The organism is Pseudocitrobacter cyperus, assembly GCF_039889165.1.
In the GTDB taxonomy this organism is placed as follows: Bacteria; Pseudomonadota; Gammaproteobacteria; order Enterobacterales; family Enterobacteriaceae; genus Pseudocitrobacter; species Pseudocitrobacter cyperus.
The window spans coordinates 184,681-201,205 of the sequence record NZ_JAYMYY010000006.1; the positions used below are offsets into that span (position 1 = coordinate 184,681).

The following is a 16,525-nucleotide window of genomic DNA, read 5'->3' on the forward strand; positions in this document are numbered from 1 at the left end:
GTAAATGTGTTAAAAGTTTGTTGGATGTACTAACCTTTACTAAGCGTATACCAAACCCCCCCATCCTCCAGTCCGGCTATTGGTTCGAGCTATCAGAGCAATTATTATCACCGTCACAAATGAACTTGATAATCATTCGCATTTTGATAGCATGAAACATAGCAAAGGCTATGTTTTTGAGGCAGAGAATGACGAACAGTCGCGTGGCAAGTAACAACAGCAGTCGTACAGCGCGCCGGATGAGGCTTGCGCTGATGGGGCCCGCATTTATTGCCGCCATTGGGTATATCGATCCGGGTAACTTTGCGACCAATATTCAGGCTGGGGCCAGCTTCGGCTATCAACTGCTGTGGGTTGTGGTCTGGGCTAACCTGATGGCGATGCTGATTCAGGTGCTCTCTGCAAAACTCGGTATCGCCACGGGGAAAAACCTCGCGGAACAAATTCGCGATCACTACCCAAGGCCGGTGGTGTGGTTTTACTGGGTACAGGCGGAAATTATCGCCATGGCAACCGACCTTGCGGAGTTTATTGGTGCGGCGATTGGTTTTAAGCTGATCCTCGGTATCTCCCTGCTTCAGGGGGCCATATTAACCGGGATTGCGACCTTCCTGATTCTGATGCTGCAACGTCGCGGGCAAAAACCGCTGGAGAAAGTTATCGGCGGGCTGCTGCTGTTTGTTGCCGCGGCGTATATTGTCGAACTGATTTTTTCCCAGCCTGCGCTGGCGCCGCTCGCTAAAGGGATGATCATCCCTTCGCTGCCCACCTCAGAAGCCGTTTTCCTTGCGGCGGGCGTACTGGGTGCGACCATCATGCCGCACGTTATTTATCTGCACTCCTCGCTGACGCAAAATTTGCATGGCGGAAGCGCGCGTGAACGCTATAACGCCACGCGCTGGGATGTGGCTATCGCCATGACCATCGCCGGATTCGTCAACCTGGCGATGATGGCCACTGCCGCAGCGGCGTTTCATTTCAATGGACACACGGGAATTGCCGATCTTGATCAGGCTTACCTGACGCTGGAGCCGTTGCTGAGCCATGCTGCCGCCACCATCTTTGGCCTGAGTCTGATTGCCGCCGGGCTCTCTTCCACCGTGGTAGGGACGCTGGCAGGGCAGGTGGTCATGCAGGGCTTTATTCGCTTCCATATTCCGCTGTGGGTACGCCGTACTGTGACGATGCTGCCATCGTTCATTGTGATCCTGATGGGCATGGATCCAACCCGCATTCTGGTGATGAGCCAGGTGCTGCTGAGCTTCGGGATTGCGCTGGCGCTGGTGCCGTTGCTGGTCTTTACCAGCAATGCCCAACTGATGGGGGATCTGGTCAACTCGACGCTGGTCAAACGTACCGGGTGGGTGATTGTGGGCCTGGTGGTTGCGCTGAATGGTTGGCTGCTGGCAGGAACGCTGCTGGGGCTCTAGAAAAAAGGGTTTCTGCATAGCAGAAACCCTTTTTTTTAATTCGAGGTTTAATGACGATGACCGCGTCCGCCGTGCCCATGGCCCCGGCCACGCCCATCGTGGCGACCATCGTGATAACCGCGCTCGTAAGCTTTACGATTATCCCAGCCGCGATGTCGGCCATTATCATGGCGATGCCAGCCGCGGTCACGCCATTGATAGTGACGATGCCAGTAGCCACGGTCGCGCCAGTGGCCGCCATCCCAGTAGTTACCGTAATTGTCACGATCGCCAATTTGTAATTTTATTGATGGCAGCAGGGTGATTTCGCCAGCGTTGGCAATCAGCGGGGCTGCTGAAAACATCAACACTGCCGCCAGAATCAGTGACCTGAACATACTTTATCTCCTTCACGATCGGGGCCGTATGCGGCCTGTTAACCCTATATTACGAACAAGTAAATATCCGTATCATCGGGGTAACTCCTAAATCAGAAGGCACAGCACTTTTTGCTAAAAGTGCTGTTAATTTGCGCTAACCTAAAATAGCGTCTATGGCGGCACGTTCCTCGGGGCTGAACTGCCGGTTATTCAGCATGCCTTCGGCATCGTCCAGTTGCGCGGTTTTGCTGGCGCCAATCAGCACCGACGTCACTTTCTCGTCACGCAAAACCCAGGCCAGCGCCATTTGCGACAGTTTCTGCCCGCGCTGTTCGGCTATCTCATTTAACTGGCGCACTTTTGCGAGCTTCTCTGCCGTTAGCTGTTCCGGGTTAAGGAAGCGGCTACCGCTGGCGGCGCGGGAATCGGCCGGAATACCGTTCAGATAGCGGTCGGTGAGTTGCCCGCCTGCCAGCGGTGAGAAGGCGATACTGCCAACACCTTCCCGTTGCAGCAAATCGAGCAGATCTTCCTCAACCCAGCGCTCAAACATCGAATACTTTGGCTGGTGAATCAGGCAGGGGGTGCCCAGATCGTTGAGGATCGCAAGCGCCTCTTTCGCACGCTCCGCCGGATAATTGGAAAGCCCGATGTACAGTGCTTTGCCCTGACGCACAATGTGATCCAGCGCGCGCATCGTTTCGGCCAGCGGCGTGTCGGGATCCGGGCGATGATGGTAAAAGATATCGACATATTCCAGCCCCATGCGTTTAAGGCTCTGGTCGAGACTGGCAATCAGATATTTTCGCGAGCCCCAGTCGCCGTAAGGGCCATCCCACATGGTGTAGCCCGCTTTGCTGGAGATAATCAACTCATCGCGATAAGGCAAAAAATCTTCCCGTAAAAGGCGGCCAAAGTTGCTTTCTGCGGAGCCCGGCGGCGGCCCGTAATTATTGGCTAAATCAAAATGGGTAATACCCAGATCGAAGGCGTGGCGCAGCAGTTGCCTGCTGGTCTCAATCAACGTGGCATCGCCAAAGTTGTGCCATAAACCTAAAGAGATAGCCGGAAGTTTGAGCCCGCTCGCGCCGCAGCGACGGTATTCCATCTTTTGATAGCGCGCGGGATTTGCCTGGTAAACCATAATTCCTCCGCATTAGTCAGGGGTGTATACGTTTACACTACGCAAAGTTCACGCTGCCGTATATGCCTGCCGCCTGTAAAATTAACTTTCCAATAGCATTTTCGTATTCATCTGGACAGCCGAAGCGCTTCTTCAATACTCAGATGAGGGTTAGTGACGAAAGGGTGCTTATCATGCAAACGTCTTACACTGTTGCGGACTATCTACTGGATCGCCTCGCGGATTGCGGCGTGAGCCATCTGTTTGGTGTGCCGGGGGATTACAACTTACAGTTCCTCGACCATGTGATTGCGCATCCTGCATTACGCTGGGTTGGTTGCGCGAATGAACTCAACGCGGCCTATGCCGCCGATGGCTATGCCCGCGTACAGGGCTGTGGGGCGCTGCTGACCACCTATGGCGTGGGGGAGTTAAGTGCGCTAAATGGTGTGGCAGGAAGCTTTGCAGAGTATGTCCCCGTGCTGCACATCGTCGGCGCGCCCTGTACCGGGGCGCAGCGAAATCAGGAGCTATTGCACCACACGCTGGGCGATGGCAAATTTGATCACTTCCGCCAGATGAGCGCCCCCATCTCCGTGGCGCAGGGGGGATTGACGGTGCGTAATGCCACCGACGAGATCGACCGCGTATTAACGGAAATGATCAGGCATCGTCGCCCCGGATATCTGATGCTGCCAGCGGATGTGGCAAAAGCGCCGACCAGCCGTCCTGTAAACGCTCTCACTTTCAACGAAACGGCAATCAATGACGGCCAGATTAACCGCTTTACTCAGGCCGTTCGGGAACTGCTACAGCCCTGCCATCGGGTCGCTCTGTTGGCGGATTTTCTCGCACTGCGCTTTGGCCTGCAAAAAACCTTGCGTGACTGGATGGCGCAAACGCCGATCCCTCATGCTTCGTTGTTGATGGGAAAAGGCCTGTTCGATGAACAGCAGCCGGGCTTTATGGGGATCTACAGCGGTGCGGCGAGTTTGTCGCAAACGCGGGAATCGATTGAAGAGGCTGAGGCGATTATCTGTATCGGCACACGCTTTACGGATACCACCACCGCCGGGTTTACCCACAAAATCCCTGATAAAAAATCCATCTCCCTTCAACCGTTTGCCGCTCGTGTGGGGGAGCGCTGGTTCAGCGGCATCCCCATCGCCCAGGCGACGCAGGCGTTGATTGCCGTGAGTCATGAACTCTCGGCGAAGTGGCAAACCGAAACGCGCACGGTGGCGCCGCTTGCCGCCGGAAAGGGGGGCGACCTCACCCAGGCGCGTTTCTGGCAAACCTTACAAAAACATCTTCAGCCCGGTGACATTCTGTTGGGCGATCAGGGAACGGCAGCGTTTGGCGTGGCGGCGCTAAAACTTCCCAGCGATGCGTCACTCATTGTACAACCCCTGTGGGGCTCTATCGGCTTTACGCTACCCGCGGCTTTTGGCGCACAGACTGCGCGTCCGGAGCGCCGCGTGGTGCTGATTATCGGCGATGGCGCGGCCCAGCTTACGATTCAGGAACTGGGGTCAATGCTGCGTGACGGACAGCGGCCGCTGATCCTGCTACTCAATAATGATGGCTACACGGTGGAGAGGGCGATCCACGGCCCGGAAGAACGGTATAACGATATTAGTTTGTGGAACTGGACTCAACTGCCGCAGGCGTTGAACCTTGATAGTCAGGCGCAGTGCTGGCGGGTGACGCAGAGCGTACAACTGGATGATGTGTTAGCTCAGGCCACCCGCTGTGAGCGTTTAACGCTGGTGGAAGTTGTATTGCCGAAGCAGGACATTCCTGACCTGCTTCGCGCGGTGACACAGGCGCTGGAGACGCGCAACAGCAAGGGTTAAGACTTGCTGTTGCGCTGAACCATCATCACCGGCTTGCCCGCCAGCAGGAGCCAGGCGGGCAGCATCACAATACAGAGCAGCGGCAGAAGCGTGGTATCCGGTACCACCACGGCGGCCATAAACAGACTCAGCCAGCCATCGCGCGTCACCACCAGCACCAGCCCCAGAATCGCACAGGAGACGGTGATCGCCGCCGGAACGGCGTCAACATGGGCATGAAGCATCAACCCCAGTGCCACGGCGACAAATACGGCCGGGAAGATGCGCCCACCGCGAAAGCCGCTGGCGGAGGCAATCACCAGCGCCGCCAGTTTCACCGCCGCAATCAGCATAAAATCGCTACTGGTCAGCGTCTGGCTGAAGGCAAGTTGCTGCATCTCATCGAGCCCTTTAAACAGCGTCACCGGGCCGCCTGCTATCCCGAGCAGCCCGAGCAAAAATCCCCCCGCGCCGAGGATAAGCACCGGATGTTTTAAGCGATGCATCAGCGCATGCAGACGTGGCAAACACCACACCGCCACCATCCCGACGGCGATGGCGATGGCGGCGACGACCGCGCCGCTGAAGATATCGAGGAGCCGCATCTGCTGATAATGAGGAATGGGCAAAGAGAAGTGCGGCTGGAAAAAGAGACTGGTGGTCAGCGCACCGGCCGCGGCGGCAAGCAGCGGGGCAAACAGGCGATCCCACAGCGGGGCATCGTTATTGCCATTCAGGGTTTGCGAGAAAATCAGCGCCGCGGCGACGGGCGTCCCGAACAGCGCGCCGATAGTTGCGGCGGCAGCGAGGATCGTCCACTCAAGGGATTTAACGCGCGGGAAAAAGCGCGCCCCCAGCACCACTGCCAGCGCGATATTGACTGACATAATGGGATGTTCCGGCCCGAGGCTTACCCCGCCCGCCAGGCCGAGCACCAGGGCGATAATCAGCCCTGGCAAACAATGAGAGGGAACGGGTGCGCCGATGAGCGGCTCAGTGGCAGGATCTGGCCCCGCGTGCCCTGGACTGAAGCGGATCACCAGCCCCACGGCGACGCCCGTCAGAGTAAGGATGGAAACTATCCACCACGGTGAATCCCAGGAGACGCCGAGTGCGCCCGGCAGACTGCTCCACAGCAGATGCTGTAACACAGAGGCGATTTTCATCACCGCAATCAAAATCAGACTGGCGACGATACCAATAATCACCGCCGGAAAGGCGAGTAACAGCATCGTTCGGGCTCGCGGGTGGAGCATAATGATTTCCTTTTGGCTAAAAGCGAGTATCACTTTGCCGGGTTCTGCGTACATCTTCAGCGCAATTGGTGCTGAAACGATACGGCGAATGACGGCGCAGGGGGCAAATTATGTGACGGAGATCGATAATCCTGGGGCGCTCACACAATCGTCATTGTTGTTAAAGCGCCATGAATTTACTCTGTAATAAAGAATTATTCTGACTTTAGCGGAGCCGTAACGGAATGACAAAGTTTGCATTAACAGGAGACGTTGGAGGCACCAATGCCCGCCTGGCATTGTGTGATATCACCAGCGGCGAAATCTCCCGGGCGAAAACCTACTCGGGCCTTGATTATCCCAGCCTCGAAGCGGTGGTTCGCGTTTATCTCGACGAGCAGCAGGTTGAGGTGAAAGACGGGTGTATCGCTATTGCTTGTCCAATTACCGGCGACTGGGTGGCGATGACCAACCACACCTGGGCTTTCTCCATTGCCGAAATGAAAAAAAATCTCGGCTTCACCCATCTGGAGATTATCAACGACTTCACCGCCGTTTCGATGGCGATCCCGATGCTGAAAAAAGAGCATCTGATCCAGTTCGGCGGGGTGCAACCCATTGAGGGCAAACCGATTGCCGTTTACGGCGCGGGGACGGGGCTCGGTGTGGCGCATCTGGTTCACGTCGACAAGCGCTGGGTGAGCCTGCCGGGTGAGGGCGGCCACGTCGATTTCGCGCCAAACAGCGAAGAAGAGGGGATTATCCTTGAAGAGCTGCGTGGTGAAATCGGCCACATCTCCGCTGAGCGCGTACTTTCCGGGCCGGGGCTGGTTAATCTCTACCGGGCGATAGTGAAATCGGATGGCCGACTGCCGGAAAACTTACAGCCGAAGGACATCACGCAACGCGCGCTCGATGATAGCTGCATCGACTGTCGCCGCGCGCTGTCGCTCTTCTGCGTCATTATGGGTCGCTTTGGCGGCAACCTGGCGCTGACGCTGGGCACGTTTGGCGGCGTCTACATTGCGGGCGGCATTGTGCCGCGCTTCCTTGAATTTTTTAAAGCCTCTGGTTTCCGCGGCGGTTTTGAAGATAAAGGGCGCTTTAAAGCCTACGTGCAGGACATTCCGGTTTACCTGATCGTCCACGACAACCCTGGTCTGCTGGGCTCTGGGGCACACCTGCGCCAGACGCTGGGGCACATTCTGTAATTCTCCGTTCTGCCGCCGGGTGGGTTTCGCCGCCCGGTTAGGCCATTCTGTGGTGCCTTACAAATGCATCAACTGGCGAAATTCCTTTACCTTGCTGCGACTAACGGGCACCTCAAAATCGAGGTCGCGCAGGCGCAGAATATAGGTGTTATTAAACCATGGCTCGATTTCGCGGATTTTATCCAGATTTACGCAATAGGAACGGTGGCAGCGGAAAAAGTGAGTTGCCGGAAGCTTGCTGCAAAACTCAGTGATGTTCATGGGCATCACGTAAGACTCGCGTTTGGTGTACACGAAGGTCATTTTTTCGTGCGCTTCGGCGTAGTAAATATCGCTGATGCTGGTAACGATAATGCGCTCATCTTTAATCAGATTGATGGTGTCATTTTCGCGGGCGGCGTTACCCGGCGCGCTGGCGCCTCCTCCTGCCTGCTGCTGCCAGGCGTTCTCCAGCTTTTGCAGCATGCTGATAATGCGCGACTCCTGGTAGGGTTTCAGGATGTAGTCAAATGCTTCCAGCTCGAAGGCTTCCACCGCATGCTCCTTCCACGCGGTGATAAACACGATAAAAGGTTTATGGGCGAACTGGCTGATGCTTTGCGCCAGCAGCACGCCATCCAGCGAGGGAATATTAATGTCGAGGAAAATCGCGTCCACTTTGTTGTGCTGTAAAAAACGCAGCACATCGAGGCCGTCGTCAAACGTCCCGACAATCTCCATCTGGCTGTGTTCTTTAATCAGCCAGGTCAGCTCCTGTTGCGCCAGGATCTCATCTTCGACAATGATGACTTTCATATTTTCTCCTGTTACGGCAGCAGGGTTGCGGGGGCGGTCACTGGCGTGCGCGCATTAGGAACGTAAAACGCGATTTCGGTGCCCGGCTCCAGGCGGCGGATGTGCAACCCTTCGCCATACAATAATGTTACCCGGTGATGGACATTCAACAGGCCAATTTTATTTCCCGGCATCTCGTTGGCTTCGACACGGGCAATCACCTTCGGGTCGATCCCATGGCCGGTATCGCGCACGCTAATACGCACCCGGTTTCCACTTTCGGTGATACTGATGGTCACCACGCCTTTGCCTTTGCAGGGCTGGATACCGTGGACGATGGCGTTCTCCACCAGCGGCTGAATCAGCAGGCTTGGGATCACGCAGTTGACTTCGTCGTCGATGTCATAGATGACCGTCAGCTTGTCGCCAAAACGCGCCTGCTCAATAGCGATGTAATCTTTGATTTGATACAACTCTTTACGGATGTCGATATGCTCATCATCTTTCAATTCAATGTTATAGCGCAGATAGCGCGACAAATTAAAAATCAACTGTCGGGCGGTGTCCGGGTTCATGCGAATTGAAGAAGAGATAGCATTCAGGGCGTTGAACAGGAAATGGGGATTGATCTTACTTTGCAGGGCTCGTAGCTCTGCCTTATTTGCCATTTCACGCAGTTGCTCCGCGCGTGAAACCTCGAGCTGCGTGGAGATAATCTGCGACAGCCCGACGGCCATCTCCTGCAATGACGAGGTGATCTGGTGCGCATGGCAATAGTAGATTTTCAGCGTTCCGGTCACGACGCCTTTCTCCCACAAGGGGATCACCAGCATAGAGTGGATTTCCGGGGTTCGATAAGCTTCATCATTGTTTTTGATGATGATCTTTTCACTGCGGATCGCTTCATAGGTCGTGGGGCTGATGATATCGCTACTGTCTTTGTAGTTGTGCTCCCCAACGCCAACATAGGCCAGTACGTGATCGGTATTGGTTATGGCGACCGCATCGGCGTGAATATCCTGACGAATAATGTCGCACACCTGGCGCAGCGATTCGCTGTCTACATGGCGAAAAAGCGGCAGGGTTTTGTTGGCGATATCGAGCGCCAGCTTGGCCTGGCGCGCGGCGCTGGCCTCTTTTTCCCCTTCGACGCTCTGCACCAGCAGAACGATAAACCCAATACACACGCTGCCTAAAATCATCGGCAGACCGATTTTCGATACAATATCGATGCCCAGCGCGGTACTCGGCGCCCAGACGATCACCAGAATCATGGTCAGGGTTTCGCACAGCATTCCGGCGAGAATACCGACTTTCCAGCGCTGCGCCTTCGGTGTTTTCACACTGATCCAGCCGGAAAGCAGCCCGGCGATAATACTGGTAATAAAGCAGGGAATGGCGGTAACGCCGCCAATATCAATCAGATAACGATGTACCCCGGCGATAAGTCCCACGATAGCGCCGACCCACGGGCCGAACAGAATACCGCCGGACATCACCGCAATAATACGCACGTTGACCAGCGAGCCCTCCACCGGCACACCAGACCAGGTACTGAAGAGGGCAAACATTGAGAAGATCGCGGTAACGGCCAGCAACTCTTTCGGCGTATGAGCCGTCTTATGCAGTAGTTCGCGGAAAAGACGGATGCGGATCAGGAAAAAAAGGCAGATCAGCATCAGCGCTGCGCGGTCGAAAACCGCCATCAGCATATTGAATATTTCGTGCATGGGGACGCCGGGTTTGTCAGGAAAGTCTTATGATAAGAAACCCGGGGACAGATGACCAGTTGAAAGCCCGGAAACGGGAAATAGGAAAAACCCTGCTTTTAAAAGGGGATAATCGATTAGCATGCTAAATAATGGGCAAAGGCTGACAGTTAATGCGCTCTTATGAAAACAGCAAGATACATAAAAGTTAAATTATTGTTTTTAAGATATCGGGATGGGTACCTGGTGTTTTAATGATTTTTTTAACCTTCCTCATTTAGCCGCGAAAACTATTTTTTCTCCAGCCTCTCGACAGACTGTTTTTTTTCAGGTTATTTTCTAAACACGCCACTGTCGTGGCAGCGTCGCTCGGACGGTCCGGGCGCTAACGTGAATCTGAGGAACCTATGGCTGAATCCAGTCCTGAACGCCGTTTTACGCGTATCGATCGTTTACCCCCTTATGTTTTCAACATCACCGCTGAACTAAAAATGGCTGCGCGTCGGCGCGGCGAAGATATTATCGATTTCAGCATGGGGAACCCGGACGGTGCGACCCCGCCGCACATCGTTGAAAAGCTCTGTACCGTCGCCCAGCGGCCGGATACGCATGGCTATTCCACCTCGCGCGGGATACCGCGCCTGCGTCGTGCTATTTCGCGCTGGTATCAGGATCGCTATAACGTCGGGATCGACCCGGAAAGCGAAGCGATCGTCACCATTGGTTCAAAAGAGGGGCTGGCGCACCTGATGCTGGCAACGCTCGATCATGGCGACACCGTACTGGTGCCGAACCCTAGCTACCCCATTCATATCTATGGCGCGGTGATTGCCGGTGCACAGGTGCGTTCCGTGCCGCTGGTTGAAGGTGTCGATTTCTTTAACGAACTGGAACGCGCCATTCGCGAAAGCTACCCGAAACCGAAGATGATGATCCTCGGCTTCCCGTCAAACCCGACAGCGCAGTGTGTCGAACTGGAATTTTTCGAGAAAGTGGTCGCGCTGGCGAAACGCTATGATGTGCTGGTGGTGCATGATCTGGCCTATGCCGATATCGTTTATGACGGCTGGAAAGCGCCATCGATTATGCAGGTGCCGGGCGCACGCGATGTGGCGGTAGAGTTCTTTACCCTGTCGAAAAGTTACAACATGGCGGGCTGGCGCATCGGCTTTATGGTCGGCAACAAAACGCTGGTGAACGCACTGGCGCGTATCAAAAGCTATCACGACTACGGTACATTTACGCCGTTGCAGGTAGCGGCTATCGCCGCGTTAGAGGGCGATCAACAGTGTGTCCACGATATTGCCGCTCAGTATAAGCGCCGTCGCGATGTGCTGGTGAAAGGGCTGCATGAAGCCGGTTGGATGGTTGAATGCCCGAAAGCGTCCATGTACGTGTGGGCGAAAATCCCGGAACCGTATGCCGCGATGGGCTCGCTGGAGTTTGCGAAAAAGCTGCTGCAGGAGGCTAAAGTCTGCGTTTCGCCGGGGATCGGCTTCGGCGACTACGGCGACACTCACGTGCGCTTTGCGCTGATTGAAAACCGCGATCGTATTCGTCAGGCGGTGCGGGGGATTAAAGCCATGTTCCGCGCTGACGGCCTGCTGCCTTCAGGCGCAAAGCACGGTGCTGAAAGCGCGGAATCATAAAGCGCGAACAGACATAAAAAAACAGGAGCCTTTTGGCTCCTGTTTTTTTACTAAATCATCAGGGCAAATGTACCGGCCCAAACGATGACCATAAACGACACACCCATAAATAGATATTTCACGACTCATCTCTCCGCGTATTTCACGTTTATACGCTTTAACGAAAATATGACCTGCTTTGACTTGTGAGCTGACGCACACTGGCATCACCCCTGAATTCGGTGCATTTCTGCTCCAGATGGCGCTAATGTACGCTTAATTTTTAAGGGTGGCAAGTTGCACTTTTCTTATTAATTTTTAGTTACTTATAACTGTCGTGAATCGACGACACATTAATTTCTCAGGGTAATATATTCGTTTTCGGCGACGGGCTTTTTTTCAGATGTAATCTAAGTAAACCCTATTGATTTAATGGTTAATTCCTGAAGGAAAAGAGGGGGCGATAGGGCGTCTCCCGCCTGCTGACAGTTGCCCTTTATGCGACAAATTCCGCAACCGGCGACGGCTGACGTGAACTGCCGCCACTTTGTATCACACTGTATCTGGCGCAGGGCAGGATACAGCGGCAGGCAAAAAAGGGGATACGGTGGAATAACTGCGACACATGCGGCTGTTTTTATAGTCAGGCGATAAGGCGAAATAAAAATAGTTCCAGTGTTTCCCGGTTGGTTGAAATTTAGTCACTATAATTCCTTCGCTCACTATCGTTTTTGCTTTTTTTTCCCACTCCCATCCATGCCCGTGTGCAGGAGAAAAAAATGAATACGTCGGCCACCCCAGTTCGGTTGTTAAAAAACAAAACGGTAAAATCAGCTCTTCTGTTTGCGGCGTTGCTCGCTCCTGCGCTTCCGGCGCTGGCAGCGGAGGATTACGCCAGCGAATTTAATAAAATACAGCAGGTTAACGCAGGCGACCTCAATATTGGCTATGTCGACATCGGCCCGCGTGACGGGCAGGTGGTGATTTTGCTTCACGGCTGGCCCTACGATATTCATAGCTATGCGGAAGTCGCGCCTGCGCTTGCCAGTAAGGGGTTTCGGGTGATCGTTCCGCATCTGCGCGGCTATGGCACCACACGCTTTATATCCGCAACCACGCCGCGTAACGGCCAGCCGTCAGCCATGGCGGCGGATATTGTGGCATTGATGGACGCGCTGAAAATTAAACAAGCGGATTTTGCCGGGTTTGACTGGGGGGCACGGACGGCGGATATCGTGGCTGCGTTGTGGCCGGAGCGGGTGAAATCGCTGGTTTCGGTGAGCGGTTATCTGATAAGTAGCCAGAAACTCGGCCAGCAGCCGCTGCCGCCGCAGGCAGAGCTGCTGTGGTGGTATCAGTTCTATTTCGCCACGCCGCGCGGGGAAGCGGGTTATGCGAAAAACACTCACGATTTCGCCAAACTCATCTGGCAACAGGCCTCGCCGGGCTGGAAGTTTAGCGATAAAACCTTCAATACCAGCGCGGCATCGCTGGATAACCCGGATCACGTCGCCATCACCATCAGTAATTATCGCTGGCGTCTGGGGCTGGAGAAGGGCGAAGCAAAATATGACCAGTATGAACAGAAGCTGGCGACGCTGCCTGCCATCACCGTGCCGACCATTACCATCGAGGGCGGGAAAAACGGCGCGCCGCACCCGGATCCGAAAACTTACGCCGCCCGATTTACCGGTAAATATGAGCACCGCACTTTCAGTGCCAATGTTGGTCATAACCCGCCGCAGGAAGACCCGGCGGCGTTCACCCAGGCGGTTATCGACGCCGACAAACTGTAACGGAGCGCGAATGGATCATATCGACTCGGTGCTGGTGGTGGACGACGACCGCGATATCCGCGAGCTGGTCGTCGACTATCTCAATAGTGCGGGCTACCGCGCAACAGGGGCGGCGAATGGCAAAGAGATGCGCGCGTACCTTACCCACCACCAGGTGGATCTGGTGGTGCTGGATATCATGATGCCGGGCGATGACGGGCTCACGTTGTGTCGTGAATTGCGCAGCGACCGTCATAAAAACCTGCCGGTGCTCATGTTGACGGCGCGCAGCGATGATGCGGATCGTATTCTTGGGCTGGAAATGGGGGCTGATGACTATCTGGTGAAGCCCTTCGTCGCCCGGGAACTGCTGGCGCGCATTAAAGCCATTTTACGGCGCTACCGTGCGCTGCCGCCGAATCTGCAAGTCACTGATGCCGGGCGGCTCATCGCCTTTGGACGCTGGCAACTGGATACAGCGGCCCGTCATCTTCTTGATGATGAGGGGCTGATTGTGGCGCTGAGCGGAGCGGAGTATCGCCTGCTGCGGGTTTTTCTCGATCACCCGCAGCGGGTGCTCAACCGTGACCAGTTACTGAGCCTGACTCAGGGACGCGATGCGGAGCTGTTTGAACGTTCGATAGACCTGCTGGTAAGCCGCCTGCGCCAGCGGCTGAACGATGATGCGCGTGAACCCGCCTATATCAAAACCGTGCGCAGTGAAGGCTATGTGCTGGCGATGCCGGTGGAAATTCGCCAGTGAAATTATGGCCAAAAACATTACTCTACCGTTTGGTGCTGCTGGTGCTGGCCGGGCTACTGCTGGCTAACGGCCTCACGCTTGCGCTCCTGCTTTATGAACGGATGAGCAGCGCGCGCAGCGTGATGCTCTCTAACCTTGGCTACGATGTAGCGACCAGCGTGGCGATCCTCGATCGTCTTCCGGCAAATGAACGCGCCGCCTGGCTGCCGCGTCTGGCGCGGGGGAATTACCATTATCAGACCGATGCTGGAGAGCCCGGCCCTGTCCCCGATAGCTGGCGCTCCAGGAGCATTGTGGCCTCGTTACAGGAAGCGCTGGGCGAGCGGTATCACATAACGATGAGCGAAATTGCTGGCCCACGCGAGCATATCCAGGCGCATTTACGCTTAAGCGACGGCTCGCCGCTGACCATCGATATGCGCCCGCAGTTGCCTGCGCTGGCGCGCTGGCTGCCGGTGGTGCTGATTGTCCAGCCACTGTTACTGCTGCTGTGCGCCTGGCTTGCGGTGCGTCAGGTGGTGCGTCCGCTTTCGCGCTTTACCCGCGCAGTAGAAACGCTGGAGCCTGCGGCGGCAGAGCCTCAGGCGATGAGCGAGCAGGGCCCACAAGAGGTACAGCAGGCTGCGCGTGCTTTTAATGCGATGCAAGCGCGTATCCAGCACTATCTTCGGGAGCGCACGCAGATCCTTGCCGCCATCTCTCACGACCTGCAAACGCCCATCACCCGGATGAAGCTGCGCGTGGAGACGGCGCAGGAGCCCGCTTTGCGTGAGAAGCTGTTTCTGGATCTGGATAATATGACGCGGCTGGTGCGCGAGGGCATTGCGTATGCCCGCAGCGCTGAGCCGCTGCTGGAGCCGCAGCATCGCCTCGATCTCAACGCTTTCCTCGATAGCCTCGTCTGTGACTATACGGACACGGGCAGGGCTGTCGCCTTTTTCCCCGCACAGGCCTCGCCGTTGCTGGAGACTCGCCCCCAGGCGCTGCGGCGCATTCTGACTAATCTGCTGGATAACGCGCTGAAGTATGGCGGTGAAGCCGAGCTACATCTGTTGCCTGATGACGGGCAGTGGCTGGCAATTCGCGTGCTGGATAATGGCCCCGGTATCCCCGAGGATGAGCAGGAGGCGGTGCTGCAACCCTTTTATCGCATCGAAAACTCGCGCAATCGCCATACGGGCGGAACCGGGCTGGGGCTGGCGATTGCCGCGCAACTGGCGGCGCAGCTTCACGGACGGCTGAACCTGGCTAACCGTCCCTGTGGCGGGCTGGCGGTGACGCTGTCCTTACCGCTGTCTCTGTATCCTTCTGTATCTCCTGTGGGCGCTGATAAATAGGCTGACAAAACGGCGCGTGGGCGACATACCCGGTATACATCTCTGCGCTTAAATCACTTCACTGCCTGATATTCAGGCCATCAAAAGGTGAGGTGTAAAATGGCGATTCTCATTGCGTTTGTCGGCGGCATGCTGACGCTTCTAAGCCCCTGTACGTTGCCCGTTATCCCATTCTTATTTGCCAGCGTAAAAGGGCAGAAACGTCATCTGGCGGCGATGCTAACCGGCATGGTGCTGATGTTTACTCTGGTCTCTTCTCTGGTCGCCGTTACCAGCGTTTGGGTCGCGCAGGTGGCAACAGCGGGGCGCTGGCTGGCGCTGATCTTTATGACGGTTGTGGCGCTGTCGCTGATTTCACCGAGAGTGGCCCAGTGGCTGGCCGATCCGCTGGTTCGCCTGGGCAATCAGGTGAATGATAAAAGCAACCAGAACCGTGGCCTGACTGCTGCGTTGCTGGCCGGCTTTGCCACCGGGCTGCTGTGGGCACCCTGCGCCGGGCCGGTGTTGGGGGCCATTCTCAGCGTGAGTCTGTTGCAGGGGAGCGCGGTCTCCGGCAGCGTGCTGCTGGCGGCTTATGGCAGCGGTTGTGCGGCGATGCTGGCGTTGCTGTGGCTAAGTGGCAAACGCATTATGCACTGGCTGCGAGCGAAAACGGCCGTCGTTGAACGTCTGCGTCAGGGGGCGGGAGTAGCGATGCTGGCTTCGGTGGCGCTGATAGCCACCTGCACGACCAGCGTGATCCAGGGCGCAACGGCCTTCTCGCAACAACTGGAACAACGGCTGGTGGGGTATCTGCCAGAAACGCCTGTTCGCTTACAACCCGCGGTTGACCGTGCGCCGAGCAGCCAGTTGCCGCCGCTTGTGGGCGGCACTGCATGGATCAACAGCACACCGTTGTCGCCAGATGCGCTGCAGGGGAAAGTGGTGCTGGTTGATTTCTGGACTTTCGACTGCATCAACTGCCAGCACACTCTGCCGCACGTGCGCGAGTGGGCGCGGAAATATCCGGGGCTGACGGTCATAGGCGTTCACACGCCAGAGTATCCCCATGAAAAACAACCGGATGCGGTGAAAGCGGCGGTAAAAAAATGGGGAATCGATTATCCGGTGGTGATGGATAACAACTACCGCATCTGGAGCGCTTTTGGTAATCGCTACTGGCCTGCGCACTACCTGTTCGATGCCCATGGTCAGCTCCGCTATACCTTTTTTGGCGAGGGGAATTACGACCAACAGGAAGCGGCAATCGCAACGCTACTCAAAGAGAGCAAAGCCTAAAAGAGTAGAGCGCTTTTGGCCGGATAAGGCATTTATGCCGCCATCCGGCATCGGCGATAGTGTAGAAA

General features: G+C 55.8%; 15 protein-coding genes. 9 read left to right on the top strand and 6 right to left on the bottom strand.

Annotated features, from left to right (window positions below; translation table 11 throughout):
• Window positions 1-151: 151 nt before the first annotated feature.
• Both VSR74_RS23340 and VSR74_RS18650 read left to right on the top strand, forming a co-directional pair.
• On the top strand, window positions 152-214 hold the full coding sequence (locus VSR74_RS23340) for a hypothetical protein (protein WP_459349929.1): 63 nt from the start codon (window positions 152-154) through the stop codon (window positions 212-214).
• The gene (locus VSR74_RS18650; RefSeq protein WP_347796095.1) at window positions 189-1,430 is read left to right on the top strand and encodes an Nramp family divalent metal transporter; all 1,242 of its coding nucleotides are present in this window, start codon (window positions 189-191) and stop codon (window positions 1,428-1,430) included. The genes VSR74_RS23340 and VSR74_RS18650 overlap by 26 nt, the downstream gene beginning before the upstream one ends.
• Before the next feature lie 47 nt (window positions 1,431-1,477).
• On the opposite strand, the gene VSR74_RS18655 is transcribed toward VSR74_RS18650, so the two are convergent.
• Both VSR74_RS18655 and mgrA read right to left on the bottom strand, forming a co-directional pair.
• Complete coding sequence (locus VSR74_RS18655; protein ID WP_347796096.1) at window positions 1,478-1,807, bottom strand: DUF2502 domain-containing protein; 330 nt, start codon at window positions 1,805-1,807, stop codon at window positions 1,478-1,480.
• A gap of 136 nt (window positions 1,808-1,943) precedes the next feature.
• On the bottom strand, window positions 1,944-2,933 hold the full coding sequence (mgrA, locus tag VSR74_RS18660; RefSeq protein ID WP_347796097.1) for an L-glyceraldehyde 3-phosphate reductase: 990 nt from the start codon (window positions 2,931-2,933) through the stop codon (window positions 1,944-1,946).
• A 173-nt stretch (window positions 2,934-3,106) separates the two neighbouring features.
• Here mgrA and VSR74_RS18665 point away from each other — a divergent pair, with 173 nt between their 5' ends.
• Entirely contained in the window at window positions 3,107-4,768 is a 1,662-nt protein-coding gene (locus VSR74_RS18665) for an alpha-keto acid decarboxylase family protein (protein ID WP_347796098.1), read from the top strand.
• On the opposite strand, the gene VSR74_RS18670 is transcribed toward VSR74_RS18665, so the two are convergent.
• Entirely contained in the window at window positions 4,765-6,003 is a 1,239-nt protein-coding gene (locus VSR74_RS18670) for an ion channel protein (protein WP_347796099.1), read from the bottom strand. The genes VSR74_RS18665 and VSR74_RS18670 overlap by 4 nt on opposite strands.
• A gap of 224 nt (window positions 6,004-6,227) precedes the next feature.
• Between VSR74_RS18670 and glk the strand changes: the two genes are divergently transcribed.
• A complete protein-coding gene (glk, locus tag VSR74_RS18675) occupies window positions 6,228-7,193 on the top strand; it encodes a glucokinase (protein WP_347796100.1) in 966 nt (321 codons plus the stop codon).
• A gap of 57 nt (window positions 7,194-7,250) precedes the next feature.
• Here glk and VSR74_RS18680 read toward each other — a convergent pair whose 3' ends face one another.
• Entirely contained in the window at window positions 7,251-7,988 is a 738-nt protein-coding gene (locus VSR74_RS18680; RefSeq protein WP_347796101.1) for a LytR/AlgR family response regulator transcription factor, read from the bottom strand.
• A gap of 11 nt (window positions 7,989-7,999) precedes the next feature.
• Window positions 8,000-9,697: a sensor histidine kinase gene (locus tag VSR74_RS18685; RefSeq protein ID WP_347796102.1), complete on the bottom strand. Its 1,698-nt coding sequence runs from the start codon at window positions 9,695-9,697 to the stop codon at window positions 8,000-8,002.
• Window positions 9,698-10,083: 386 nt separating this feature from the next.
• On the opposite strand from VSR74_RS18685, the gene alaC reads away from it, so the two are divergent.
• Window positions 10,084-11,325 (top strand): alanine transaminase, encoded by a 1,242-nt coding sequence (alaC, locus tag VSR74_RS18690; RefSeq protein WP_347796103.1) that lies wholly within the window; start codon window positions 10,084-10,086, stop codon window positions 11,323-11,325.
• Window positions 11,326-11,375: 50 nt separating this feature from the next.
• On the opposite strand, the gene ypdK is transcribed toward alaC, so the two are convergent.
• The gene (gene ypdK / locus VSR74_RS18695; protein ID WP_108473772.1) at window positions 11,376-11,447 is read right to left on the bottom strand and encodes a membrane protein YpdK; all 72 of its coding nucleotides are present in this window, start codon (window positions 11,445-11,447) and stop codon (window positions 11,376-11,378) included.
• A 636-nt stretch (window positions 11,448-12,083) separates the two neighbouring features.
• Between ypdK and VSR74_RS18700 the strand changes: the two genes are divergently transcribed.
• From VSR74_RS18700 to VSR74_RS18715, 4 genes are all read left to right on the top strand, one after another.
• Window positions 12,084-13,100: an alpha/beta fold hydrolase gene (locus VSR74_RS18700; protein ID WP_347796104.1), complete on the top strand. Its 1,017-nt coding sequence runs from the start codon at window positions 12,084-12,086 to the stop codon at window positions 13,098-13,100.
• Between the two features lie 10 nt (window positions 13,101-13,110).
• Window positions 13,111-13,842: a response regulator gene (locus tag VSR74_RS18705; RefSeq protein WP_347796105.1), complete on the top strand. Its 732-nt coding sequence runs from the start codon at window positions 13,111-13,113 to the stop codon at window positions 13,840-13,842.
• Complete coding sequence (locus VSR74_RS18710; RefSeq protein ID WP_347796106.1) at window positions 13,839-15,179, top strand: ATP-binding protein; 1,341 nt, start codon at window positions 13,839-13,841, stop codon at window positions 15,177-15,179. Before VSR74_RS18705 ends, VSR74_RS18710 begins: the two co-directional genes overlap by 4 nt.
• A 99-nt stretch (window positions 15,180-15,278) precedes the next feature.
• Window positions 15,279-16,457, top strand: a complete 1,179-nt coding sequence (locus VSR74_RS18715) for a cytochrome c biogenesis protein DipZ (RefSeq protein ID WP_347796107.1) — start codon at window positions 15,279-15,281, stop codon at window positions 16,455-16,457.
• Window positions 16,458-16,525 lie beyond the last annotated feature (68 nt).